The sequence below is a fragment of the Kosakonia sp. ML.JS2a genome (assembly GCF_025642095.1).
Classification (GTDB): domain Bacteria; phylum Pseudomonadota; class Gammaproteobacteria; order Enterobacterales; family Enterobacteriaceae.
Genome location: NZ_CP106754.1, coordinates 1,043,251 through 1,068,653, shown reverse-complemented (window position 1 = coordinate 1,068,653; position 25,403 = coordinate 1,043,251). Strand labels below are relative to the sequence as shown.

25 protein-coding genes are annotated in these 25,403 nt (G+C 52.7%); 20 read left to right on the top strand and 5 right to left on the bottom strand.

The window, feature by feature from the left end; genetic code table 11:
* Window positions 1-34 precede the first annotated feature (34 nt).
* Genes N7922_RS05060 through N7922_RS05045 form a run of 4 tightly spaced genes read left to right on the top strand, consistent with a single transcriptional unit; the run spans window position 35 to window position 3,484 of the window.
* Complete coding sequence (locus N7922_RS05060; protein WP_263099533.1) at window positions 35-661, top strand: paraquat-inducible protein A; 627 nt, start codon at window positions 35-37, stop codon at window positions 659-661.
* Window positions 658-1,266: a paraquat-inducible protein A gene (locus tag N7922_RS05055; protein WP_263099532.1), complete on the top strand. Its 609-nt coding sequence runs from the start codon at window positions 658-660 to the stop codon at window positions 1,264-1,266. Before N7922_RS05060 ends, N7922_RS05055 begins: the two co-directional genes overlap by 4 nt.
* Window positions 1,263-2,885 (top strand): intermembrane transport protein PqiB, encoded by a 1,623-nt coding sequence (locus tag N7922_RS05050; protein ID WP_263099531.1) that lies wholly within the window; start codon window positions 1,263-1,265, stop codon window positions 2,883-2,885. The genes N7922_RS05055 and N7922_RS05050 overlap by 4 nt, the downstream gene beginning before the upstream one ends.
* Window positions 2,882-3,484 (top strand): membrane integrity-associated transporter subunit PqiC, encoded by a 603-nt coding sequence (locus N7922_RS05045; protein WP_263099530.1) that lies wholly within the window; start codon window positions 2,882-2,884, stop codon window positions 3,482-3,484. Before N7922_RS05050 ends, N7922_RS05045 begins: the two co-directional genes overlap by 4 nt.
* Here the strand turns inward: N7922_RS05045 and N7922_RS05040 are convergent, their stop codons facing one another.
* The gene (locus N7922_RS05040; RefSeq protein ID WP_263099529.1) at window positions 3,485-4,099 is read right to left on the bottom strand and encodes a TetR/AcrR family transcriptional regulator; all 615 of its coding nucleotides are present in this window, start codon (window positions 4,097-4,099) and stop codon (window positions 3,485-3,487) included.
* A 137-nt stretch (window positions 4,100-4,236) separates the two neighbouring features.
* Here N7922_RS05040 and N7922_RS05035 point away from each other — a divergent pair, with 137 nt between their 5' ends.
* A complete protein-coding gene (locus tag N7922_RS05035; protein WP_263099528.1) occupies window positions 4,237-4,524 on the top strand; it encodes a hypothetical protein in 288 nt (95 codons plus the stop codon).
* 81 nt (window positions 4,525-4,605) lie between these two features.
* On the opposite strand, the gene N7922_RS05030 is transcribed toward N7922_RS05035, so the two are convergent.
* Window positions 4,606-5,937 (bottom strand): 2-hydroxycarboxylate transporter family protein, encoded by a 1,332-nt coding sequence (locus N7922_RS05030; RefSeq protein WP_263099527.1) that lies wholly within the window; start codon window positions 5,935-5,937, stop codon window positions 4,606-4,608.
* A gap of 440 nt (window positions 5,938-6,377) precedes the next feature.
* Here N7922_RS05030 and N7922_RS05025 point away from each other — a divergent pair, with 440 nt between their 5' ends.
* The 8 genes from N7922_RS05025 to chbG all read left to right on the top strand — a co-directional run bounded on the left by N7922_RS05025 (window position 6,378) and on the right by chbG (window position 14,555).
* Window positions 6,378-7,319: an AEC family transporter gene (locus tag N7922_RS05025; RefSeq protein ID WP_263099526.1), complete on the top strand. Its 942-nt coding sequence runs from the start codon at window positions 6,378-6,380 to the stop codon at window positions 7,317-7,319.
* A gap of 67 nt (window positions 7,320-7,386) precedes the next feature.
* Complete coding sequence (locus N7922_RS05020) at window positions 7,387-9,072, top strand: NAD-dependent malic enzyme (RefSeq protein ID WP_263099525.1); 1,686 nt, start codon at window positions 7,387-7,389, stop codon at window positions 9,070-9,072.
* Between the two features lie 252 nt (window positions 9,073-9,324).
* Complete coding sequence (locus tag N7922_RS05015) at window positions 9,325-9,645, top strand: PTS sugar transporter subunit IIB (protein WP_263099524.1); 321 nt, start codon at window positions 9,325-9,327, stop codon at window positions 9,643-9,645.
* Between the two features lie 74 nt (window positions 9,646-9,719).
* Entirely contained in the window at window positions 9,720-11,078 is a 1,359-nt protein-coding gene (chbC, locus tag N7922_RS05010) for a PTS N,N'-diacetylchitobiose transporter subunit IIC (RefSeq protein ID WP_263099523.1), read from the top strand.
* 50 nt (window positions 11,079-11,128) lie between these two features.
* Complete coding sequence (chbA, locus tag N7922_RS05005) at window positions 11,129-11,479, top strand: PTS N,N'-diacetylchitobiose transporter subunit IIA (RefSeq protein WP_263099522.1); 351 nt, start codon at window positions 11,129-11,131, stop codon at window positions 11,477-11,479.
* A gap of 7 nt (window positions 11,480-11,486) precedes the next feature.
* A complete protein-coding gene (chbR, locus tag N7922_RS05000) occupies window positions 11,487-12,329 on the top strand; it encodes a transcriptional regulator ChbR (protein WP_263099521.1) in 843 nt (280 codons plus the stop codon).
* Between the two features lie 96 nt (window positions 12,330-12,425).
* Window positions 12,426-13,781: a 6-phospho-beta-glucosidase gene (locus N7922_RS04995; RefSeq protein WP_263099520.1), complete on the top strand. Its 1,356-nt coding sequence runs from the start codon at window positions 12,426-12,428 to the stop codon at window positions 13,779-13,781.
* Window positions 13,782-13,790: 9 nt separating this feature from the next.
* Complete coding sequence (gene chbG, locus N7922_RS04990) at window positions 13,791-14,555, top strand: chitin disaccharide deacetylase (protein WP_263099519.1); 765 nt, start codon at window positions 13,791-13,793, stop codon at window positions 14,553-14,555.
* 45 nt (window positions 14,556-14,600) lie between these two features.
* Here the strand turns inward: chbG and N7922_RS04985 are convergent, their stop codons facing one another.
* Window positions 14,601-16,157 carry a carbohydrate porin gene (locus tag N7922_RS04985; protein ID WP_263099518.1) on the bottom strand — a complete coding sequence of 519 codons (1,557 nt, stop codon included), beginning with the start codon at window positions 16,155-16,157 and terminating at the stop codon, window positions 14,601-14,603.
* Window positions 16,158-16,724: 567 nt separating this feature from the next.
* On the opposite strand from N7922_RS04985, the gene N7922_RS04980 reads away from it, so the two are divergent.
* From N7922_RS04980 to N7922_RS04970, 3 genes are read left to right on the top strand one after another with little or no spacing between them, the layout of a single operon-like run.
* Window positions 16,725-17,249: a tetratricopeptide repeat protein gene (locus N7922_RS04980; protein ID WP_411554242.1), complete on the top strand. Its 525-nt coding sequence runs from the start codon at window positions 16,725-16,727 to the stop codon at window positions 17,247-17,249.
* Window positions 17,236-17,787 carry a sigma-70 family RNA polymerase sigma factor gene (locus tag N7922_RS04975; protein WP_317633854.1) on the top strand — a complete coding sequence of 184 codons (552 nt, stop codon included), beginning with the start codon at window positions 17,236-17,238 and terminating at the stop codon, window positions 17,785-17,787. The genes N7922_RS04980 and N7922_RS04975 overlap by 14 nt, the downstream gene beginning before the upstream one ends.
* Window positions 17,784-18,581 carry an anti-sigma factor family protein gene (locus N7922_RS04970; protein ID WP_263099516.1) on the top strand — a complete coding sequence of 266 codons (798 nt, stop codon included), beginning with the start codon at window positions 17,784-17,786 and terminating at the stop codon, window positions 18,579-18,581. The genes N7922_RS04975 and N7922_RS04970 overlap by 4 nt, the downstream gene beginning before the upstream one ends.
* Window positions 18,582-18,616: 35 nt before the next feature.
* On the opposite strand, the gene N7922_RS04965 is transcribed toward N7922_RS04970, so the two are convergent.
* Entirely contained in the window at window positions 18,617-19,195 is a 579-nt protein-coding gene (locus tag N7922_RS04965; RefSeq protein ID WP_263099515.1) for a YceI family protein, read from the bottom strand.
* A 483-nt stretch (window positions 19,196-19,678) separates the two neighbouring features.
* Between N7922_RS04965 and N7922_RS04960 the strand changes: the two genes are divergently transcribed.
* The gene (locus tag N7922_RS04960; protein ID WP_263099514.1) at window positions 19,679-21,115 is read left to right on the top strand and encodes a hypothetical protein; all 1,437 of its coding nucleotides are present in this window, start codon (window positions 19,679-19,681) and stop codon (window positions 21,113-21,115) included.
* Window positions 21,116-21,453: 338 nt separating this feature from the next.
* Here the strand turns inward: N7922_RS04960 and N7922_RS04955 are convergent, their stop codons facing one another.
* Entirely contained in the window at window positions 21,454-22,290 is an 837-nt protein-coding gene (locus N7922_RS04955) for a MipA/OmpV family protein (RefSeq protein WP_263099513.1), read from the bottom strand.
* A 205-nt stretch (window positions 22,291-22,495) separates the two neighbouring features.
* On the opposite strand from N7922_RS04955, the gene N7922_RS04950 reads away from it, so the two are divergent.
* The 3 genes from N7922_RS04950 to N7922_RS04940 all read left to right on the top strand — a co-directional run bounded on the left by N7922_RS04950 (window position 22,496) and on the right by N7922_RS04940 (window position 25,359).
* Window positions 22,496-23,173, top strand: coding sequence for a response regulator (locus tag N7922_RS04950; protein ID WP_263100835.1), 678 nt, complete (start codon window positions 22,496-22,498; stop codon window positions 23,171-23,173).
* Window positions 23,173-24,561, top strand: a complete 1,389-nt coding sequence (locus N7922_RS04945) for a sensor histidine kinase (protein WP_263099512.1) — start codon at window positions 23,173-23,175, stop codon at window positions 24,559-24,561. Before N7922_RS04950 ends, N7922_RS04945 begins: the two co-directional genes overlap by 1 nt.
* Window positions 24,562-24,879: 318 nt before the next feature.
* Window positions 24,880-25,359, top strand: a complete 480-nt coding sequence (locus N7922_RS04940) for an RrF2 family transcriptional regulator (protein WP_263099511.1) — start codon at window positions 24,880-24,882, stop codon at window positions 25,357-25,359.
* Window positions 25,360-25,403: the final 44 nt, after the last annotated feature.

The window sequence follows — 25,403 nt, the reverse complement described above, 5'->3', positions numbered from 1 at the left end:
GGAGTGATCACATTGAATCACTGTACAGACGGCGATGAAAATATACCGACACCTGATGACCTGCCCCGTTTGTGGACACATTTCCCGTTACCATCCGCAACGCGCGCGACAGGCACTGTTTTGCACACATTGCCGTTCGCTGCTCTGGCGCAGTAGCCTGATCCCGCATGCGCTGCTTTTGCCCCTGACGCTGACGGCGCTGATCGCCCTGGCGCTGGCCTGCTACAGCCCGGTCATGATGATTCAGGCCTATGGCATGCACAACGCCCTTTCGCTCTGGCAAACCGTCAACGCGGTGGTTGACCACGGCGACATGCCGCTGCTGGCGTTATGCGTTACCGTGCTGTTAGTGAGCGCGCCGTTCATGCAGTTATTCCTGCTACTGCGGGTGTTGTTACTGTTGCACGGCAACCACCACGCGGCGGATGTGGCCTTCACTATCAAGGCGCTGCGCTGGGTTCGCCCATGGTGTATGGCAGATGTCGCGATCCTGGGTTTTGTGGTCTCCGCCGTGAAGCTCTCCTCGCAATTTGCCGTGGAAGCCGGTCCGGGAGGATGGGCGCTGGTCACTGCCGTAGGGCTCTCTATTGTGCTGGCGAATCAGCATCCCCACCGTTACTGGCTGCGGCTTTCCCCTGCTAACACAGGAAGCCTGACATGATCCCGTATGCTGAGAGCGGCGTTTATGGTTGTCGTCAGTGTGGACTGGTGTGCCGTGCGGAGAAAGACACTGAGGCACCCGTTCATTGCCCGCGCTGCCTGTCGCCTTTTGCGCCGCCGACGCCTCGCCCACTTGCCTGGAGCTGGGCTTTACTGCTGGCGGCAATGATTTTCTATATTCCGGCCAATCTGGTGTCGGTTACCGCTGCTCGCTTTCCGGGCGGCAGTGAAGAGAGCACGATTTTCGCCGGGATCGTCACCTTCTGGCAGAGCGGTTCGTTCGGCATTGCGGTGTTGATCTTCATCGCCAGTATCATCATCCCGCTGATGAAATTTATGTTGATGACGTTCCTGTTGTTAAGCGTCAGGCGCAGCACGCGCCGTGGACGACGCCAACGCACCTTGCTTTACCATCTGATGGAATGGACCGGCTACTGGTCGATGCTCGACGTGGTGGTGGTGGTCGTGGTGAGCGGTCTGGTGCAGTTCCACGGGCTTGCCAGCATCGAGCCGCGGGCAGGCATTCTGTTTTTTGCGCTGGTGGTAGTGCTGACCATGCTGGCAGTGCTGAGCTTTGATCCGCGTGTGATCTGGAGGCGATCATGATCCGTGTTCCTGCGGGCAAACGGGGGCGGCTGGACTGGAAAAGCGCGCTGATCTGGGTGATTCCATTGATTGCGCTGGCCTGCACCCTCAACATTCTTTTACAGGCGCGGCTGGCGGAAGGCCCGGACATTACCCTCTCTTTTCGTAGCGCGGCGGGACTGGAAGCGGGCAAAACCGAGGTGAAATATAAAGATGTCGCCGTCGGCGTCGTTACCGCAATCACCCTCAGTCAGGAAGATGACCAGGTTCGCGTTCACGTGAAGCTGAACCGCAGCGCCGCCCACCTTGCCCGCGCGGATACCCGCTTTTGGGTGGTGCGCCCACGGGTCAGCATCGGCGGCGTCAGCGGCATCGACACGCTGCTTTCCGGTGCGTATATCGGCCTCGATAAAGGCAAAAGCCGCCTGCCCACCTATGAGTTTACCGGGCTGGAAAACCCGCCGCCGGTGGTCAGCGATGTACCGGGGCGTCTGTTCACGATTGACGCAGATGATTTAGGATCGCTGGACAGCGGTTCCCCGGTCTATTACCGGAAAGTGCAAGTGGGGAAAGTGACCGCCTTTGCGCTGCGCAGCGACGGGAAAGGCGTGCGCTTAAGCGTATTTATTGAAGCGCCCTATGATCATCTGGTGACCGCCGCCACGCGTTTCTGGAATGCCAGCGGCATTGACCTGTCGGCAGGAAGCGGCGGTTTTCGTCTTAAAACCGGCACCGTCGCCACCATCCTCAGCGGCGGTATTGCGTTTTCTACGCCAGACGACGCCCCGCCGTCACCGGAGGCTGAACCCGCCATCTATCGCCTTGCGCCGGATGAGGAATCCGCGATGGCCCCTGCCGACGGCCCGCCGATCACCTTTCGCTTACGCTTTGATCGCGCGCTCCACGGTTTGAGCATTGGCGCACCCGTGGCCTTCTCCAGCGTGGTGATTGGCCGCGTGAAAGCCATCAGTCTCGATTACGACCCACAGCATTATGCGTTCCCGACACTGGTCGATATCGACGTTTATCCGTCACGCATGGGCAATGTGCTGCAAAAGTTGCCGCCGCATGCCAGCGATCTCGACCGGGCGACGGCGTTATTTACCCGCGAACTGGTATCGCGCGGTTTGCGGGCGCAGGTCTCAACCGGCAGCCTGCTGACCGGGCAGCTTTTCGTCTCCATCGACTTCTTCCCGAACGCTCCTGCCGTGCCGTTTGATCTCAATGCGGTGCCGCTGCGTATCCCGACCATTGGCGGTAGCCTGGATGACATCCAGCAGCAGGTGGCCAGTATCGTCAATAAAGTGGATAAACTGCCCCTCGCCTCCCTCGGCAATAACCTCAATGGCGCACTGGTAGAACTGAACAAAACCCTGAAAACCGTGAACAGCCAAACCCTGCCTGCGGCGGCCACGCTGATGCAGCACACACAGGCCACGGCGGATAATGCGCGTACGCTACTGGAAGACGATTCGCCGCTGGTGCTTAACATTCTGCAAGCGTTGCAAGAGACAACACGCACGCTGAAATCCCTGCGCGGTCTTTCCGGGCAACTGACGCGCAACCCGGAATCGCTGCTGACCGGCACCCCCGCCGATCCCACTCACCCCGACACGACGTCTCAGGCAGAAAAACCATGAGTATCCGTACCCTCTTCATCACGGTCATCGTACTGCTGTGCGGCTGTACCTCCGCGCCTGTGCGCTACCACACGCTGTTATCGCCCGTGTCACCGCCGCACGCGGTACAGGCTGCGCCGTATGATATTGATCTCTTTGTGCCGGGTGTGCCCTCGCAACTGGACGGGCAGCAGGTGGTGGTTCGTCAGGGGCAAAGCGGCATGGCGATACGGGACAACGAGCGCTGGCTGAACCCACTCGGAGAGGAGTTGCAACGCGCGCTCTCCGCAGGTATTTCGGCGCAACTGGGGGCGCAGGATGTCGACGGTCTGCCGCGCGAGCCGTCCCGACCGGTGATCCTCATCCAGTTGCAACTGCGGCGTTTTGATAGCTGGCCAGGCCATGCCCTGAGCCTGGAGGCGGACTGGCGGCTGGCGGTCAAAGGGAACGGGCAGCGCGGCGTATTGCTGTGCCAGAGCCGGTTAACGCGAGCATTAACGGGACAGGATGATATGTACGCCGCCTGGCAAACGCAGGTGGCGCAACTTGCCGGGCAGATAGCCAGCACCCTGTCGCAGTGGGCGGCATCCGGCTATCAGCACGCGGTTTGCCCCCGGTAATTACACCCGCGCGCCATACAGAAAAAGACGGACGCCGCGTTTGACCATCTCGCCAATCTGCGCCGGAGTGAAGACCGGGATCGCCTGTTTCAGCAGCAGCGCGTCCGTCTCGGCTTTGATCAGCGCGGTGAACTGGCTGGCAAGCAGCGCCGGACTGGCCTCGGCCAATTCCCCTTTCTGCACCGCCTCGCCCATGACCTGCGCCAGTGTTTCCATGCTTTCGCGGATGCCCGACTCCCGAAAGAGTGTACCGATATCTGAATGCCCCGCTTCCCCCACCACAATGCGGTAAAGTTGCAGCGCCTGGTTATCCCCGGTCAGCACCTGCAACATGCTGACGCCAAAGCGCGTCAGCCGCTCTTCCAGCGTAAGCGTCTGGCTTTGCGGGCTGGTTAACTCGGCTGCCGCCTGGGTCAGGAATTGCGTACTGTAAGTTCTGACCACCGACTCAAATAATGCTTCTTTCGAGGTGAAGTAGTTATACAGCGTGGCCTTGGAACCACCGGCCCGGCGGGCCACTTCGCTCATCGACGTGCGCTCATAGCCCTGTTCCTGAAAAACAGCCGCCGCGGCAGTGATAATGGCCTGACGACGTTCCTCGCTAAGTGTTCTCAATGCTGCCTCGATAATTAACTGAACGGTTTAGTCTGACTTTACCATTTTGCCGCCAGCACAACCATCGCGCAGGCATACCCGAACGGGTACGAGCCGCGTATAGTGGCGACCAGAGTGAAATGACAAAGGAGTGTGATGTGTTCAACAAGGTGCTCAACCCCACAACGTTCGGCTGGTGGCTGCTGGCTAACCTGGTAAATTATCTGACGCAGACGGTATTCAGCGCGTTTGTCGGCAACAATCTACTGATGCAGATGCTGATCGCGGTGGTGATGTTTATCTGGTATGTGGAGTTCAGCCTGACCTACTACCGCGCGCTGAAAGCCCGCAACAGCATTGGCCGTTTCTTTCTTGCCGCATGGGTGGGCTCGACGCTGGTCGCGTTTATTACCGCCTCAGTCTGGCTATTTTTGCTGTTCCGTTAATGGATCTTTTAGGGCACCTGCTTGCGGACAAATTTTTGATAGCAAAACACTGCGCCGCTTAGCAGCGCAGTGTTGTCGGCATTACACTACCCAGCTCAGCAACAACGTTGCCGCAATCACCGTCGACGCACCGCCAATACGGGTGGCGATCTGCGCAAACGGCATCAACGACATACGGTTTGACGCCGAGAGGATAGCCACATCGCCGGTACCACCCAGGCCACTGTGGCAACTGGTGACAATCGCCGCTTCCACCGGGTACATATTCAGCCACGACGCAATGAAATAGCCGCTGAGCGCCATGGCAATCACCACCGAACCGCACACCACCACATAGCCGACGGAAAAGACCGCGACAACGCTTTCCAGCGGCACATACAGCATGCCAAGGCCGATCATCAGCGGCCAGACCAGCGCAGCCGACACGAATTTATAGCAACTGTGCGCGCCCTGCTCCATGGACGCCGGGATCACCTGCGCATATTTGCACAGCACGGCGATCAGGATCATCAGCACCGGTCCCGGAATATGCACCAGTTTTTCAAATAACCCGCCGACGATAAAAAAGGCGCAAATCATCAACAACCCGCCGCCCATTAACTGGAAATCCGTCTGCTGCGCGCTCTGGGTCTGGGTAAAAATACGGTTATCGTCATCGCTGCGGATCAGCATACCGTTACCGGTAAGCGAAGGACGGCGCACGCCAATGCGCGACAGCACCCCGGCGCAGATAATGGCGAAAATATTGCCCACCACCGCCGCTGGCGCCAGTTGTGCGACGTAGACATCCGGCGTTTGCCCGAGGATAGCCGAATAGGCCAGCGACAGCGGTAATATCCCTTCGCCAATGCCACCGCCAATGATCGGCACGATGATAAAGAAAAAGGTGTGATACGGCGTGTAACCAAACAGCATGCCCACCAGCAGCCCCGACACCACCGCCATCACGGTGCCGGCCACCAGCGGCACAAACATACGGATCATCCCCTGGATCAGGATAATCCGGTTCATCCCCAGAATGCTGCCCACCACCAGACAGGCAATAACAAAATAGAGCAGGTTGGCTTCTTTCATCAGCAGATGAACCGTCGCCATGGTGTGGGGTTCGAACATGCCAAAATAGACCAGTACCGACGGCACCATCAGGCACAAAATTGCCGGTCCGCCAATGTCTTTCAGGACGGGCAGCATGCGCCCGATTTTGGCGAAGGCGAAGCCCAGCGTCATGATCACCGCCAGGCCGCCAATCATATTTTTCGGCAGTAAACCGGCGGATGCCGATACCGCGACAATCGAGGCAATACCCACAAACAACAACAGCGGTACCGCGCCGACTTCAAGCCCTTGCAAACGGGCGAGTTGCCCACCTGCCGGGGAGGTTTCTACAGAGGGGTTAAGAGGATTATCTTTCATTATTTTCACCTGATTCGCTATTAATGAATAACAGTGGGCCAGGAATAACCTCAGGGTTATTCGTAATGGATAAAATGCTTGAAAAAATAAAACCAAAGTAATAAATATTGCCACCAGGAAGTTATTATTGAATAAATACCAACGACTGCTGACTGTAAAGAGCATGCCTGTTTTCTAATGTTAAAATTGTGAATGTCGTGGTAATTCCATTTTAAATAACTTAACTCAGTTATTTGTAAATAAAGTAACCAGAAAAACATTTATTTCAGATATTCCTAATAAAAATAAAACCTTAAGCCTTTCTTATATTCCGTTTAATTAAAGTAGCCATTATGAAACTAATTAAAACGGGAGAAGTGTGATTCCAGTCACCTCCGGGGATAAAGGCTCCCGATAGAGTGCCGCCTGAAAACAAGTTAAAACAAAACCCAGGAAATCTTATGCCTTCACTACTTTTACAATCTTTATTCCCATTGGTATTTATCATGCTATTGGGCTGGCTGAGCGGGAAATTAGGCTATACGCGTCGTGAAGATGCCACGGTGTTAGCCACGGTGGTGATCCGATTTGCGCTCCCTTTCCACCTGTTTATCGGCGCACTGAACACCAACCCGGAAAAGATCAAAAACTTCTCGTTTATGGCGGTTCTGATTATTGGCCTGATGGGTTCCTATTTACTGACGCTGATCCTGTCGCGCTATGTTTTCCGCCACGATATTAAAACCAGCGCCATACAGTCTCTGGTTTGCGCATTTCCTGATATGGCGTATTTCGGTGCGCCGGTACTGGCGGTGCTGATCGGGCCGGAAGGCTTCTTAGGCGTGCTGATCGGTAACTTAATCACCAGCGTATTTATGATCCCGTTGACCATTATTCTGATCCGCATGGGGGATAAAAATGCCGACAGCGAGGCGCTGCATCCTGGCAAATTGATTTTGCAGAACCTGATGCGTGCGGTGCGTAATCCTATCGTCTGGATCCCTATCTCCGGGGTGCTGCTCAGTCTGGCTGGCGTGCAATTGCCGCACCTGCTTAGCGCGCCAATTGAGATGGTCGGAAAAATTGCCGGTGGTCTGTCGCTGTTCGCGCTCGGCCTGCTGTTCTACGGTGAGCGCCCGTCGTTGAACCTGCAAACGTTTACCAACATCAGCATTAAAAACCTGATCCAGCCTGCCATGATGGCTGCCGCCGGACTGGCTTTCGGCCTGAGCCATACCTTAATGCAGCAGGTGGTGATTATCGGCGCTACCCCATCCGCTATCGCTGCGGGCATGTTTGCCCTGCGCAGCGAAACGTATATCGAGTCCGCATCCTCTTCCATTCTTATTGGCACCGCGATCGGCGTATTAACTGAGGGAATCATGATCTATCTGATTTCATAACACTGAGATCTGATATCCCCGATACAACGACCGTGGTGTCGTTATTATTTAGTCAGGAGCAGCAATAATGTCACGCAAAGAAACACTTTATACGCCTTATAATGGCGCAGTGTTACTGGAAAACCCGTTACTGAATAAAGGACTGGCGTTTACTGAAGAAGAGCGCCTCGCCTTTAACCTGCACGGTTTATTACCTCACAATGTTGAAAGCATTGAAGAGCAAACCGATCGCGCGTGGAAACAGTTCTGCCATTTCAAAAAAGATATCTCTCGCCATGTGTACCTGCGCAATATTCAGGATACTAACGAGACCTTATTTTATAACCTGCTGCGCACGCATATGCAGGAAACGTTGCCGATTATTTATACCCCGACAGTGGGTGAAGCCTGCGAACACTTCTCGGAAATTTACCGCCGCGCACGTGGGTTATTTATCTCGTGGCCGAACCGTCATCATATTGATGAGATGCTACAAAGCTTCTCCCGTAACGACATCCGCGTGATCGTCGTGACCGATGGCGAACGTATCCTGGGTCTGGGCGATCAGGGCGTCGGCGGGATGGGCATTCCGATTGGCAAACTCTCGCTGTATACCGCCTGCGGGGGGATTCACCCGGCGTCAACGCTGCCTATTATGCTGGATGTCGGCACTAACAATACCCAGCACCTGGAAGATCCGCTGTACATGGGCTGGCGGCATCCGCGCATCAGCGACGATGAATACCTTGAGTTTATGGATATGTTCATTGAGGCCGTGAAGACTCGCTGGCCGGACGTGCTGCTGCAATTTGAAGATTTTGCGCAGAAAAACGCGACGAAACTGCTTAACCGCTACCGTAATGAGCTGTGCTGCTTTAACGACGATATTCAGGGAACCGCTGCGGTCACCTCCGGCACGCTGATGGCAGCATCGCAGGTGGCGGGGACACGTTTACGCGATCAGCGCGTGGTGTTCCTCGGTAGCGGCTCGGCCGGGTGCGGTATCGCCGACAAAATCATGGCATTGATGGTTGCCGACGGCGCAACGCCGGAGCAGGCGCGCAACAACATTTTCATGATTGATCGCTTTGGTCTGCTGACGGATGACATGCCTAATTTGCTGGATTTCCAGCAAAATCTGGTCACCTCACGCGCGAGCATCGCCCACTGGACGGTTGAGTCGTCCAATATTTCGCTACTGGAAGTGGTGCGCAATGCCCACCCCACCGTGCTGATTGGCGTCTCCGGTCAGCCGGGGCTGTTCAGCGAAGAAGTGGTCAAAGAGATGCATCGCCACTGCCCGCGCCCGATTATCATGCCGCTGTCCAACCCCACGTCACGTGCGGAAGCGCAGCCCAAAGATCTGATCGAATGGACGCAGGGCGCTGCGCTGATTGCCACCGGCAGCCCGTTCGCGCCGGTATTCTGGCAGGACGAACATTACGAGATTGCCCAGTGTAATAACGCCTACATCTTCCCCGGCCTTGGCCTCGGCGTACTGGCAAGCAAAGCCAGCCGCGTAACAGAAGCAATGCTGGTCACGGCCAGTAAAACCCTTGCGGCGCATTCGCCGCTGGCAACGACCGAGAAAGGCGGATTATTGCCGCCGGTGGAAATGATCGAAAGCGTGTCTCGTGCGATTGCCCTTGAGGTCGCCCGTGTGGCGCAGCAAGAAGGCGTTGCGCCTGCCATGAGCGAAGACGCGTTGCAGCAAAGCCTGGATAAAACTTGGTGGAACGCCACCTACAGCGCCTATAAACGCGCCTCTTTCTAAACCTGCCTGACCACGGAGGACTACGGTCCTCCGTCATCCCTCCCGATGGCGTTTTCCCCCGCCCATTTACCCAAAGTGTGAAGAGGTGCATAGCACCAGGTCAACCACAGACAATTTTGTTGACTGAGGAAATACCGACTCCGGAAGCGCTACCGTATACTTGTTTCAGTCCGGGAAAAAAGTTTTCCGCTGTAACCAGTAGCCAGAACCGACATCTGGCCGCCAGGGAAACGCACATTGAGGGTCGAGTTTATGGAAAAGAAACATATTTATCTGTTTTGTTCTGCGGGCATGTCGACATCGCTGCTGGTCTCTAAGATGCGGGCTCAGGCTGAAAAATATGAGGTCCCGGTCATTATTGAAGCATTTTCTGAGACGCTGGCCGCCGAAAAAGGCCCGCAAGCGGACATCGTCTTATTAGGTCCGCAAATCGCCTATCTGCTCCCTGAAATCCAGCGCTTGTTACCCGATAAACCCGTTGAAGTGATCGACTCCCTGCTGTACGGCAAAGTCGATGGCTTAGGGGTGTTAAAAGCGGCCGTCGCGGCAATCAAAAAAGCCGCTGCCCACTGATTTTTTTGCCATTCCATCGTTATTTCCTCATGTTCACCGCGCGATATTCGCGCGGTCATTAAGGGTATTTTTCTATGAGTAATGCCATTGCTTCACTTGAAAAGATACTTCTTCCTTTTGCAGTTAAAATAGGAAAGCAACCCCACGTTAACGCCATTAAAAATGGCTTTATCCGGCTGATGCCATTAACCCTTGCCGGGGCGATGTTCGTTCTGATCAACAACGTTTTTCTGAGTTTTGGCGACGGATCGTTTTTCTATTCGCTGGGCGTGCGCCTTGATGCATCCACCATTGAAACGCTTAACGGCCTGAAAGGTGTTGGCGGCAATGTCTACAACGGCACGCTGGGGATCATGTCATTAATGGCGCCCTTCTTTATTGGTATGGCGCTGGCGGAAGAGCGCAAAGTGGATGCGCTGGCCGCCGGGCTGTTATCCATCGCCGCATTTATGACCGTGACGCCTTACAGCGTGGGTGAAGCCTATGCTGTGGGGGCAAACTGGTTAGGCGGCGCTAATATTATCTCCGGGATTATTATTGGCCTCGCGGTGGCAGAAATGTTCACGTTTATTGTGCGCCGCAACTGGGTGATCACCTTACCGGATAGCGTACCTGCATCGGTTTCCCGCTCTTTCTCAGCGTTAATTCCCGGCTTTATTATTCTCTCGATCATGGGGGTTATCGCCTGGGCGCTGGCGAACGCGGGCACCAACTTCCATCAAATCATTATGGATACCATTTCCACGCCGCTGGCTTCGCTCGGCAGCATTGTCGGCTGGGTTTACGTGCTGTTTGTGCCGCTGCTGTGGTTCTTCGGTATTCACGGTTCGCTGGCACTGACCGCGCTGGATAGCGGCATCATGACCCCGTGGGCGCTGGAGAACATTGCCACATACCAGCAATATGGCTCCGTAGCCGCGGCGCTGGAAGCCGGAAAAACCTTCCACGTCTGGGCGAAACCGATGCTGGATTCCTATATTTTCCTTGGCGGCAGCGGCGCAACCCTTGGGCTGATCATTGCCATCTTTATCGCATCACGCCGCGCGGATCACCGCCAGGTCGCCAAACTGGCGCTGCCATCCGGTCTCTTCCAGATTAACGAACCGATCCTGTTTGGTCTGCCGATCATCATGAACCCGGTAATGTTTATCCCGTTTATTCTGGTGCAACCGGTGCTGGCGGCCATCACCCTGCTGGCTTACTACGCGGGCATTATTCCGCCGATTACCAACATTGCGCCATGGACCATGCCAACCGGGCTGGGCGCTTTCTTTAACACCAATGGCAGCATCGCCGCCCTGTTGCTGGCGCTGTTCAACCTCGGCATCGCCACGCTGATCTACCTCCCCTTCGTGGTGGTCGCCAATAAGGCGCAACACGCCATTGAAGAGGAAGAGAGCGAAGAAGACATCGCTAACGCGTTGAAATTCTGATCATCACCGGCATGCACCTACGCCTGCCGGGCCGCTTACAAGGAGACACCATGTTCGATATCGACAATGCCATGGAGACGCCGCTGGCAACCGATGCGCTGGAAGAAGTGATTATGGGGCTTATCATCAACGCCGGTCAGGCGCGCAGCCTGGCCTATGCGGCGCTGAAACAGGCCAAACGGGGTGATTTCGCCGCCGCGCGAACCATGATGGAACAGTCGCGCATGGCGCTGAGTGAGGCGCATCGGGTGCAGACTAAACTGATTGAAGACGATCAGGGCGAAGGAAAAATCAACGTAAGCCTGGTGCTGGTGCATGCGCAGGATCATCTGATGAACGCCATGCTGGCGCGTGAACTGGTTACCGAGCTGATCGATGTTCATGAAATGCTGAATAAGTGAGGAGCAAATGATGCAGCCGCAGGTCAACACCCAGGAAATCATCACCGTCCGTGAACAACAGTTGTTTAACGGCAAAAATTTCCATGTGTTCATCTACAACAAAACGGAAAGCGCCAGCGGGCTGCATCAGCACGACTACTACGAGTTTACCCTCGTGTTAACCGGTCGCTATTACCAGGTCATTAACGGTAAGCGCGTGCTGCTGGAGCGTGGCGATTTCGTGTTTATTCCGTTGGGATCGCACCATCAAAGTTTCTACGAATTCGGCGCGACGCGGATTCTGAACGTGGGTATCAGCAAGCGGTTCTTCGAACAGCATTATCTTGCGCTGCTGCCGTTTTGCTTTGTCGCCTCGCAGGCTTACCGCACCACCAGCGCGTTCCAGGCCTATGTCGAGACGGTGATCTCCTCGCTCAATTTTCGTGAAAGCGGGCTGGATGAATTTGTTGAAGCCATTACTTTCCACATTATCAACCGCTTACGCCATTACCGTGAAGAACAGGTGATTGATGATACCCCGCAATGGCTGAAATCTACCGTGGAAGCGATGCACGATAAAACGCAGTTTGGCGATCATGCGCTGGAGAATATGGTGCGCCTGTCGGCAAAATCCCAGGAGTATCTGACCCGCGCAGTACGGCGTTATTACAGCAAAACGCCGATGCAGATTATCAATGAGATCCGCATCGATTTTGCGAAAAAACAGCTGGAGATGACCAACTATTCGGTCACCGATATCGCCTGGGAATCAGGCTATAGCAGCCCCAGCCTGTTTATTAAGACATTTAAAAAGATGACGTCTTTTACGCCCAATGGTTATCGCAAAAGTTTAACGGAGTTAGTTCAGTAATCCGTTTATTTTCCTGCATTTTCAACCGGCCCAGCCATGACGGGTGGCAACGCGTTTCTTTCTGCAACCGGGCTAAGCACACTGAAGGGAGATGTTATGAGCCAGAAATTAAAAATCGTCACCATTGGCGGCGGCAGCAGCTATACCCCGGAGCTTCTCGAAGGTTTTATTAAGCGCTATCACGAGCTGCCAGTGAGTGAATTATGGCTGGTCGACGTTGAAGACGGAAAAGAGAAGCTGGATATTATTTTCAATCTTTGCCAGCGCATGGTTGAAAAAGCGGGTGTGCCGCTGAAAGTGTACAAAACGCTGAACCGCCGCGAAGCGCTGCAAGGGGCGGATTTTGTCACCACGCAATTGCGTGTGGGCCAGTTGAAAGCGCGTGAACTGGACGAACGCATCCCGCTAAGTCATGGGTATCTGGGCCAGGAAACCAACGGCGCTGGCGGCCTGTTTAAAGGGCTGCGCACCATTCCGGTGATCTTCGACATTATTAACGATGTCGAGGCTATCTGCCCGAATGCATGGGTGATTAACTTTACCAACCCGGCCGGCATGGTGACCGAAGCGGTTTACCGCCATACTGGCTTTAAAAAGTTTATTGGCGTTTGCAATATCCCCACCGGGATGAAGATGTTTATCCGCGATGTGCTGAAATTAACGGAGAGCGACGATCTCGCCATCGATCTGTTTGGCCTGAATCATATGGTCTTTATTAAAGAGGTGCGGGTGAATGGCGTCTCACGCTTCGCGGAATTACTCGATGGCGTGGCAAGCGGAGCATTAAGAGCCTCGACGGTGAAGAATATTTTCGACATGCCGTTTAGCGAAGGGTTAATCCGCTCACTGAACCTGCTGCCTTGCTCCTACCTGCTCTACTACGTCAAACAAAAAGAGATGCTGGCCATCGAGATGGGCGAGTATTACAAAGGCGGTGCCCGCGCGCAGGTGGTGCAAAAGGTCGAAAAACAGTTGTTTGACCTCTATAAAGATCCGCAACTGAACACGAAACCGAAAGAGCTGGAGCAGCGCGGCGGCGCATACTACTCCGACGCCGCCTGTGAAGTGATTAACGCCATTTATAACGACAAACAGAGCGAACACTACGTCAACATTCCCCATCACGGACAGGTGGATAACATCCCGGCAGACTGGGCGGTAGAGATGACCTGCCTGCTCGGTCGCGATGGCGCAACGCCCCATCCGCGCATCACCCATTTTGATGAAAAGGTGCTGGGGCTTATCTATACCATCAAAGGGTTTGAAGTGGCGGCCAGCCAGGCGGCGCTGAGCGGCAAATTTAACGATGTGGTGCTGGCGCTGAGTCTCAGCCCGCTGATTCATTCCGACAGCGATGCCGAAGTGCTGGCGCGCGAACTGATTCTGGCGCATGAGAAGTGGCTGCCGAACTTTGCCGACTGCATTAAAACGCTCAGGGATGAACGACGCTAAGAGGTGGCTATGGAACGCTTATTGATTGTGAATGCCGATGATTTCGGCCTCAGCAAAGGGCAAAACTACGGCATTATCGACAGTTTTCTCCACGGTGTCGTCACATCAACAACGGCACTGGTTAATGGTGAGGCCGTTGAACATGCAGCACAGCTGTCCGGTGAATTGCCCGCGCTGGCGGTGGGCATGCACTTTGTGCTGACGCTGGGTAAGCCGCTTACGCCGATGCCGGGCCTGACCCGCGACGGACAACTGGGGAAATGGCTCTGGCACATGGCGGAACAGGATACGTTACCGCTCGATGAGATTGCACAGGAGCTGGCTAGCCAGTACCGGCGTTTTGTCGGCCTGTTTGGCCGCGAACCGACGCATCTCGACAGCCATCATCACGTGCATATGATCCCGCAACTCTTCCCTCTCGTGGCACAGTTTGCCGCAGAACGGGGCCTGCCGTTGCGCATCGACCACCAGGCGATGTTGCCGGCAGATGATGTGCCGCCGTCACTGCGCAGCACACAGGGTTTCAGCAGCGGTTTTTACGGCGATGGGGTTTCACAAGCGCTTTTTTTACAAGCGCTGGATGCCTCCACAGACCGCGGTGAATCTTCGCTGGAGATCATGTGCCACCCGGCGTTCATCGATAATACGATTCGCCAGAGCAGCTACTGCTATCCGCGCGTAACAGAGCTGGAGATCCTCACCTCTTCATCACTGAAATATGCCATTGCAGAGCGTGGTTACCGCCTCGGCACCTTCCTGGATCTGGCGATGTAGCACCGGCATTTTGCGGCGCAACGCGCGCCGCAATTTTCCCCTTCCTTACCACCAGACTTCCGCTTGCGCGCCAATGGTCAGTTGGTCTTTTTTCCGATCGGCAAACCTGAACTGGCTGATCCCATTATCCTGCGCCCGAATATAGGTGGTGTAGAAACGCAGTTCAGGCCGCGACTGCAACAGGCTGGTGTCGACTTTCAGCGCGTGGAACAGCGTGGCTTTATAGCCTTTCTCTGCGTACTCGTTGCCCTGCTGCTGGTTGGTCTGTTTAAACCACGCCAGCTCCACGCCGGTCTGGTTGCCGCTGTTCCAGATCCAGGCCGGGCGCACAACCGCCCGATAGCTACGGAAGTCGGTATGCGCCCCGGTATCATAACTGTAGATATCATTGCCCGCCGACCAGGCTAAAGCATGCGCCAGCACAACAGATGAGGTGGGGTAAAACTCGCCCTGCGAGATCACGCGCAGCGCCTTGCCATAAGTGTGTTCACCATAGTAGTTATCGCCATTGCCATACCCCGGACTGGCATTGGAAATCAGCGCAAAATTGCTGGCCAACGAGTTATCCGCCGCCTGGACGGTCAGCTCTTCAAAACCGCCGGCATCAAAGCGGTGCCGCAGCACTGCGCCCGCGAGCCAGGCATCTTTCACGCTATAGTGGCTGCCGTTATTTTCACTGTTTTGGTAACTGTCGGACTTGTTCGCCAGCGAATAGCGACCAAGAAGTTCCGCCGTTGTGTTGCTCGCCACGGGAATGTCTTTATAGCGAATATCCACGGTGTTGGTATTCACCTGCATCGCGTCTTTGGTCGCCGGGTAGTTAACGGCATGGGCGTTGAGATCCTGGCGAACCAGCGCCATGCTGAGCTTCCCGGCACCCACCTGCCAGTTCTCAATCCCCACCCCGGCGCCGCTGTCGGTCAGGTGGCTTTTCCAGTCCAGCATCTGAATTTCGTATTTGGCGAGGTTGTGTTTACCGACCCACAGAGAGGCGTCTGGCGCAAAGGGGAGAAACCCGGTGGTGGTGAGATAGATGTCGGAAAATTGCAGCAGGTTTTCTGAATCTTTATCAAACCATGCCGTGCCGTACTGCTCACCCACGTTACCATCCAGCGTGACCACCGCATGGGCAGATTTGCCATCTTGCGCATAGACGCGCTGCTTAAATTGCAGATCGAACCACGACGAGAATTCATTACCGAAGCGACCCAGCGAACCAATGGCATACTCTTTTGGCGAACCGTGGTTACCCGTTCCCCACCCGGAGCGCAAATATCCGGTAAACGAGAACCCCATATCCTCTTTTACAAAATCGCTTAACGCTTTCAGCGTCTGTGGTGTATTTTCCGCTGTCGAACCATTCGTATTTTCGTGATTGATTTCAGATTTATTTTCTTCTTGATTATTAGTCACCCCGGTAATAAAAACGGGAGTCGCTGTTTGTTTGTATTTATTCAATTCAGCTTTGGTTTGGCTGAGTTCACGCGCATTTTCTTCCAGTTTTTTCTCCAACTGCGCAAGCCGCTCTTCAACGGATAACGTTTGCCCCCAGGCGTTGCCACACGCGGCAGAGATCAACAACACGAGCAATGATTTTTTCATAGCATACAATCCATGTGTTATATAATTAGAATACAAGGTTAGTGGTTTACTTATTTAAAGATGCTCTATTCCAAGAGCGAAAATGATTCTAACCCAGGTTAATTAAATAAATACAGTCAAAGATAATTCATTTATTTAAGAAATAAAAAACCAAACATTATAAAGATGGGTATATACGCATTAAAAATAGAATTCATCAGGAAGTTTTTAATAGATAACAGATTCAGGTTATATCGAAGGAGAATAGCCAAACCCGTTAATAAAACGTGTAAATGTGTGCAAGGCAGCCTGCCGGAGCCCCCTTCGCTGCTGGAAAGCCGGGATGTCCCGCAACAGCAGTCGGGATCTCTCCAACACGTTTTATCGAATAGAAATCGCCATTGTCGCGTTTACCCATCATGAATACACAGAGGGGAGATCGTTCATGACTGAAAAACCATCACCGTTAACATGGCGACGCGTTAACACTGCCCTCCTTACCCTGCATCGCGCCCCGGCCTCAGCGGCACGGCCACGCGTTGCCTTAACCTGGAGTTCACAATGCGCATAATTTCATTTTTCCATTCCATGGCCCTGCGACGTTTTCTGTTTCCGGTGGTGTTTGTTCTGCTGCCTGCCATGCCCGTTTTCGCAGCGGGTGACGATAATACCAACAGCAAGACACCGGATTGCCCCCGCGGGCAGGTTTATGACAGCACGGCAAAACAGTGCGTAGCGGCGAAAACAAGCCGGCTCAGCGATGAAGATAAAACCCGTTATGCTTATCATCTGGCAAAAAAAGGGGAGTATCAGGCGGCGCTGGATCTGCTCAACACACTGAAAAACGGCAATACTGCTGAAGCCTGGAATTACCGGGGATATGCCACGCGTAAGCTGGGCCGTACTGATGAAGGTATCGGATATTATCAGCGTTCATTAGCACTCGATCCAACCTATGCCAAAGCACGCGAATACCTGGGCGAAGCCTGGCTGGTCAAAGGGCGTCCTGACCTGGCAAAAGCGCAATTGAAGACCATCGCCACCCTTTGCGGCTATCGTTGTGAGGAGTACAGGGATCTGCAGGCAGCTATCGACGGCCATCCTGAATCCTGAATCATGGTATGAGGATAAAAAGATTACGACCAGTGACGTCCGTCAGCATCTTGCTGAACATCTGACACGCCTGTGGCGCTATGGGCTGGTTCTGTCGCGTAACCGTGAGGTGGCGGAAGAACTGGTTCAGTCGACCTGTGTTCGCGCGCTTGAAAAAAGCGCGCAGTTCACCCCTGGCACACGCATTGACAGTTGGTTATTCACTATCCTGCATTCCATCTGGATTTCAGATGTGCGTGCCCGCCGGGTGCGCCTGGGACAGGGGTTCGTTGAAAGCGATGAATTACTGGCGCCGGACACGCATGAACAGGATGAAGCTCGCCTGCACTATGCGAAAATCATGCACTACGTGAGCGCCCTGCCGGAAGCCCAACGCAATGCCGTGTTCTTAGTCTATGTTGAAGGTTTTACCTATCAGGAGGCGGCAGACACATTGTCTGTACCGATTGGCACGATCATGAGCCGGCTGGCTACGGCGAGGGCGAAAATCGCCCAGGTGATTCATACGCCGCCCCCTGTGCAGGAGAAACGATATTGAAATCAATGAGATTTACAGCACCGTACAGCGACGAGGCGATAGTCGCCTGGCTGGATGGCGAAATGCAGGCCAGTGATGCAGAGCGCTTTGAGGCAGAGCTTAGCCAGGATGAACAACTGGCCGAACGAACCAACATGTTAAGGCTCAACCAGGCAGATTTTGCCCGCGCCTTTGCGCCTCTCCTGGAGGATGCGCCGCAGTCTCGCATGGAGGAACAACTGGCCAACGTGCTGGCCCAACAACCGGCAAACCGCCCCCGGGCAGCGGGTGTCAGTCGACGCGCGTTGATCGCGGCCTCACTCAGTTTTCTGGTTATCGGTTCAGGGCTGGGCTATTTCGCACGCACCGCCATCAGGGCTCAGGGAGAACGCGAAAAAATTCGTGACCTTGAGGCACAGTATATGTCTCTGTACAGTGCGGAAACGTTGCTTGATGCAGACAGTTCCCCTTCAGCGTTGCAGCGTGGACTGGCGCGTACGGCACAAGACATAGGCTTGCAGGCGAATGCGCAGCAACTTGTCCTGCATGGCGCAGAGCTGAAAATGGTGCGTATGCTGCGCTATGACAGCACCTCGATTGCGCAAATTGCCTGGATGCATGCCGATTACGGCCCGATGGCGCTGTGCATTTCACCGGACAGCCATCCTGCCAGCACAGAACTTCGTCATGAACAGCGCCATGCGATGAACCTCGTCTGGTGGCATTCCAGAGGCTATCAGTTTGTGTTGATTGGCCGTAACCCTGCTGCCCAGTTGCAACAAAACGCACTGACGTTGCAGTCTGCGCTGGCATAGCAAAAGGGACCCGATTGACTGGTTACCGGGATTATTTATACCGCCGGATGTGGGCGGGCCTGAATCTCAATATTGATCGTCACGGTGTCATCCACCAGGACAGCGAAGCTATCCATATTGAATGCTGATCGCGAAATCGCTGTGGAGGCATGCAGAAAAATGTTCTCCGCCCCCGAGAGTTCGCCATGTTGACCTTCCAGTGAAGCATCAAGGGTCACCGGGCGGGTGACGTTTTTCACAGCCAGGGTCCCGAATACCCGAAAATGTCCATTTCCCAGCGCCACCACGCGACTACTGGTGAACGCGATGTTTGGATAGTGTTCAGCATCAAAAAAAAGGCGGCTTTTCATCTGATACGTTAACAGGGCATTGGACGCCTTAAGGGTATCAACCGGAATGGTGACATCTATCCGGTCGCCACTTTCATTGCCGGTATCCAGCGTAATATCCCCCGTCACCTTTCCCAGGCTGGCTTCAGAGGTATCCCCAAATGCATGCCAGGAGAGGGCAATTGTCGTTTTCTGCGTGTTGATGCTGTAGCTGGCAGGGCTGGCATATAACCAAAGTGGCGTGATTAAAAATCCGAGAGCGATGACGGGCACGATACGAGTCATAGTGGTAATCCTTGATGTGGTTACCGTGTAAACGCATCAGCCCAGCTTTTTATTCGATCCCGCATTTCGTTTCACGCAGACAGACGGTAAAAGGGAGAAGATCAGTAGCAGCCCAGACTGAATAACAAGCTCCCCGGCCACTAAAACTCAGTTCAATGCCCACGCAGGGCTCCAGCGACGCCCAAAAGAACTGATGCGGGTTACCGACGAGGGAAACATAATAAAATAGCCGTTGTCGACCTGTTCGTTTGCGCTACCGGATTCAATAGAGAATAAGCAATGGGCATTGAGAGTATATCAGTCTAATACGCCTCTCAATCGGTTGAATAGAGCCATTAATATATTAAAAATTGCGTTTTCAAACCGTCTCAAATACATCCTTCAACATTTCCATCTCTGATCGTCTCCTGTATACTGCGTAACCAAATAAAATAGATGCGCTTGTTGTTAAATTATTTTTTACTATTAACCAGGGAAAATAAAATGAATAACAGAGTTCTTTTTCTTAAAAACATTCACATCCTCGCACAAAAACTCAGTTGGCTTGAAAATGATTCCGTCGTGGATGAATTGAAGGATTTATTTATTACCAATAGCCACCTTTTAAATGATGATGAAAACACCACGTCATTTATCAATCAACTGATTTATTGTGCCGGGAAAAATGTCACACCAGATGATATCGAAAATCTAACATTTCACTTAAGTTCTTTTTTTATATACTATTTTTCAACACAACCGTGTCATGTTTTTTTCGTCGGGAAAGATTGGAACTCATACCAACTAAACGCGCTTTTCCTTCCATCTAATATGGAAAAAGTCACCGCATTCGAAATCAATATGGAAACAGACCCGGGGAGCATCCGCCTGAGCCAGAGTGACGATACCTTCATTCCCCTGATTGTCACAGATTCCATAGGATTTAATTTCATAAAAAAACATAATATAGAATTCCCGGACGCGCTAACCATCCTGCAATTCCCGGAAAAGAATACAAGTCATTATAGTCTGGATATTGGATTCATACCTCTTCTTAACGCGCGTTATAAAAAAATCATCAGCGATCCAAATGTAAAGAGCGTAATATTAGGATCATCCTATGCATACCAGGGATTCCCTGATGAGCTATTAGATAAATCAGTAAACCTCTCAATATTCTCCGGTGATTTTACTTTATCGTACAGTCTGATTAAGAAAATCACAGAAACGACAAATATACGAAATTTCATTCTATGCATCGGCCTTTATGATGCTTTTTATGAGTTGTCAATGGGAGCCGCGCCAACGTTCCCTATTGCTCGCTACTTCTGCAAAAACCAGAATATTGAATACAACTTCAGGAATAAAGTCGAAAGTTCCAATAGCAGTTCAAATAAGCAACACATTCTGAGTCCTCTTGATTTATTCATCAGGCATATCTACGAGAAAAAAACTCACCTTAAATTTTATAATGATGAGGAGTTATCAAGACTCAGTAGTCTGTTGCTTGATGAGCCGATTGTAAAAAAATCTGTCGATTTCATAAACGAGAGAAGCTATCGCACTGATTTTTCATATTCATCAGCAGATATCCTGACCCGTACATCAGAACTATCAAAGGCTTATACAAGAAAGCATAGTTTTGAAAATAATAAAGAGATCATTTCTTCCATGATAGAGTTAATTAAAGAAACGAACTCTACCATTAATTTTATCGTTATGCCGTTCACTGATTTTTACGTTGAAAACTTCGATAAAAACCTAAAAAATGAAACGCTGGAGTATATCGAAAGTATTACTGATGGCCAGAATGTATTCATGACAGATTTATCTACACATGAAGTATTCACCCCCAGGGATTATTATGACTCAGATCATTTAAATTTTAATGGTGCCCGAAAGCTATGTCGCATTGTTAAGCAGCTAGGGAGTGAAATATAACAAACATCCGTGTTATACCGAAAAGATCGCTTTTCCTTATGGCTTAACAGCAGGAAAGCGATAATGTGACCTTTAACCTGACGCTCTCTCGTCAGGTTTTTTTTGGTCTGAATTCACTATAACGTCTCATTACCTGCATGACTGAAACCGGATGGCGGCGTTTTTACGCTCAAAGAGAGCGTGACGTATCCTGAACGTTAGACGACGTAATTTTTTGATTGTACTGAAAAAATTAGCAAGCAGAGTACCGCCCCGTTATCTGAACCGGGGCGGCGTGCAGGTGTATTTATTGACCGTGTATCGCCGCAAACAGCCGGGAAGCACACGCAAAACAGCGCTCAGAAGCGATATGTCACTTTCAGGCTTCCGGTGGGCGATGCTTTTCGTTGAACAATCGGGCTGTTGCGTGCGTCACCCGTCAACTGCGTATAGCCTGCTGCGGTAACCACGCTCCAGTCTGGGGTGAGCTTGTATGTCCAGTCAATATTCATGTCATAGGCATACATTCCCGATCCGGCATCATATTGAGCAAACCCCGATGCGGCCGACTGTGATGCGCTTACGCCGTAGTAAGTCTGCATGTACTGGCTCGTTCCCCAACTGCCAGTCAGCGCCAGCGTCACGGCATTTTTCGGTGACGTATACAGCGGGCTGGTAATACCCAAATGCAGTGCCGTACCGTTGCGTCGCTCAGAAATCGGCACCTCAGCCTGCAATTGCACACTAAGCCAGTCGGTCACGCTGTAACCCAGTCCAGGCACACCGATAGCCGAGCCTTTGACATCGCCCATACCTCGCAAGTCGTCGCTGCCGTAACTGATTGAGTCGCTCTCCACGTCACGATCCTTACGGCTTGCGCGATAGCTCAGCGCAGCGCTGTAATCCAACTTGCCAATATTGTTGCCATAACCGATACCCCGCGTGGTGCTGACGAAGAACCCATTTCCCATCGTGTAATCAAGCACCAAAGCAGTCATGGCGCGGCTTTTATCCGAACCAGAATAGCGTGGCGCAACATCCACGCCTCCCCCGAGAGTTAACACGTTGCCCTGTTTCTGTTCTGCCGCCACTATCGGGTTGGCCAGTAATGCCAGGAGTGCTCCCAGCAACATGTTGTTCAGGCTGCGACCCGAGAGTAAATGGAGGGACTTATGACGCAGTTCAATGTTTCTCATTAAAGAAGTCCTTGTGGATTCAACTGATTACGATACGTACGGTTTTTAAACACCAGAGCGCTCAGTTTGAATGCGCTCCCTAAAGTTCTCATGAGCCCAAAATGAAGAAATACTGAAGCACGTACCGGGGCTGCAAACCTGCCCGATTTCCTGATACCGTTTTTTCTTCAGACGTTCTTCATTGACTGCTGATACAGTAACCATTGTGAAAATTCTCCTAATCGAAGACGACCTGGATCTCGGCAATGGCGTACGTATAGCCCTTGCAGATCAAGGATTAGACGTCATATGGGTTCGCCGGAAAGAGGATGCGCTGCATCAGCTTGATGTCTGCGTGCCAGAACTTGTATTGCTCGACCTTGGACTGCCCGACGGCGATGGCATGGGTCTGATGGCCTACTTGCGTCAGCAACGTAAAGGGATCCCGGTTATCATCCTGACGGCGCGAGGCACACTGCAGGATCGCCTCAGTGGGCTGGATGCCGGTGCAGACGACTATCTCGTCAAACCTTTTGTGCTCGCCGAGTTGTTGGCCAGGGTGAGAGCTCTTGCGCGACGCAGCTACGGTTTCCAGAATGAGGCGATAGAAATCCGGGGGTTATCTCTTCATGTGCCGACCCGACGCGTGACGGTGAGTGCACACAATATTGATTTAACGGCAAGTGAATACGCACTACTTGAAACGTTAATGTTGCGCGCTGACCGCGTTATTACGCGGCCGTTTCTGGAAGAGAGAATATTTGGCGCAAAAGAAAATATGAGCAATGCACTCGATGTGCATATGGGTAATTTGCGCCGCAAAATTGGCGACGGCTATGTGCGCACGGTGCGGGGCGTAGGGTATGTCATTGATACTGTGCCAATCCAGAAGGGATCGGGTTGATGCGAAATTTCTGGCGTCACCTGAGAACCCCAACGCTTGTGCGGCGAATTATGATCGCGCAGATGCTACTGCTTACGCTGCTTTGGTGTCTTTTTCTGACCTGGATTTTATGGGAAGACTTGCGTAGCCCCCCGATACTCACGGGCAGTAAGACTTACGAAACCCTTTTTACAATGATCGATCGTATGGACGATCGCCCGCAGGATCGAACGGATGTTCTGGACGCGTTCAGCAAGGCCTTGCGGGAAGATTATGGCGGAAGTGAAGATCCGGAACTGTCAATCAGCCTGATCGTTCGGAAAAATCACGAGATTATTTATGCATCCGATGGCGCGCCAGCAGGCGTGAAAAACACCCGGTATGGGAAAATCCAGACGATTCAAAGTGAAGGCCGCTCCTGGACCAGCCGTACCCTCAAATCCGCGAACGCCGACGTGGAGGTAACACTTATCACTCCGGCCGGAGGCTGGAACTTCTTTATCTACCTGAATTCGCGTGGGTATTACATATTGCCGCTGCTGGTATGCATTCCTTTTCTTTTGTTTCCCGCATGGCTGTCAATCCGTATTGCTATGCGCCCCTGGAACAAGGTCGTCAATGAAATCGCCTTACGAACGCCAGACGATCTCTCCCCCTTAAAAGAAGTGCCAACGCATAGGGAGCTTCGCCAGGTGGTAGACGCGATTAATCTCTTTCTTTCCAGAGTGCAAGAAAGCACGGAAAGGGAACGGGTTTTCATTGCCGATGCCGCTCACGAACTGCGTACTCCCCTGGCTGCGATGCGCATCAATGTTGAGGCCTTGCAAACCTATACAAGCAGCGACAGTCAACAGGAGTTGCTTGCAGGGATTATTCGCAGCAATAGCCGTGCGGCTCGTCTTGTCAATCAGTTGCTGCTAATGATGAACAGCGAAGCGCGCACTGACACGGTGATGGTGCCTGTACCGCTGACAACGCTCATACAAGAGCGAATGGCCGCGCTGGTACCGCTGGCGGCCGAACGCAGGGTTGAGCTCGAATTTTACTCTCAAGATGAAATCTGGATTGCCGGTATCCGGGAACGCCTGATGTCGCTGATCGATAACGTCATTGAAAATGCCGTGAAATACAGTCCTGAGGGCGGACACGTTGTGGTAGAGCTACGATCATCAGATGAATCCACAACGCTATGTGTCTCAGATGCAGGGCCAGGCATTCCGGTTGAATTGCGGGAGCGCGTGTTCGACAGATTTTTTCGCGATCCCAATCAGATGCAAAGCGGGAGTGGATTAGGACTGGCAATCGTCAACGCGGTTGCACAGCAACACAACAGCAGCGTCAGCCTGAGCACGTCTGCCGAAGGTGGGCTCATGGTTACTGTTGACTTCCCAAACCCTACGACCGCCTGAACGACAACACGGTTTTTGATCCCTGCCCGGCGAAGAGCATCCCTCTTTGTGACCCTTCCCAAAATGCTTTACGAATAGCGCGCCTGAAACCTTACGAACATCTGCTGAGTGGCCAGGTTCGTCTACCGGGCAGGCGTCGCCTGCCTCGAATTTGAGACCCGCGTTGCCCTTTGTACACACCGGAAACTAATTTTTACGAGTCAGGTCACCTGTAGACTTCTTCAAAAAAATTGCCGGATTTGTTATATTATTGCTCATTGCTTATTCACCTCTGCGGTGCCAAAAAGAACAAGATTCACCGCAACCCAGGACAATGAAATGTTAGATTACCGCTTCCCGACAGCTTTGCAGATGGTTCTCAGCGTAGCGATGGCGGAGCAATTGGGTGAACGTTCGACGAGTGCGATTCTGGCCTACGGTTTGGAAGCGAATCCGAGCTTTATCCGCAAATTAATGGTTCCACTCACGCGTGACGGCATTATCGTCTCAACGCTTGGCCGCAACGGCTCTATTCATCTGGGTCGCCCGGCGGAAAAGATCACCCTGCGCGATATCTACGTTTCCGTCACAGAAGATAAAAAGCTGTGGGCGTCTCGTCCTGACATACCGGCTCGCTGCGTGGTCAGCGCCAACGCGTGCTGGTACTTCAAATCTATCTCCGATGAAGCAGAGCAGGCATCGTTAGAGGTGTTAGCTCGCCATACCGTGGCAAGCGCGCTGGCTGAAGTCAAAAAAGCCAATACCAGCGGGTTAGATCTGGTACCTGACATGGTTGCTCAGCATAAAAAAGCGCTTTGATTCTTTTCTGATTGCGAAAAAAAACCGCCTTCATAGTGAAGGCG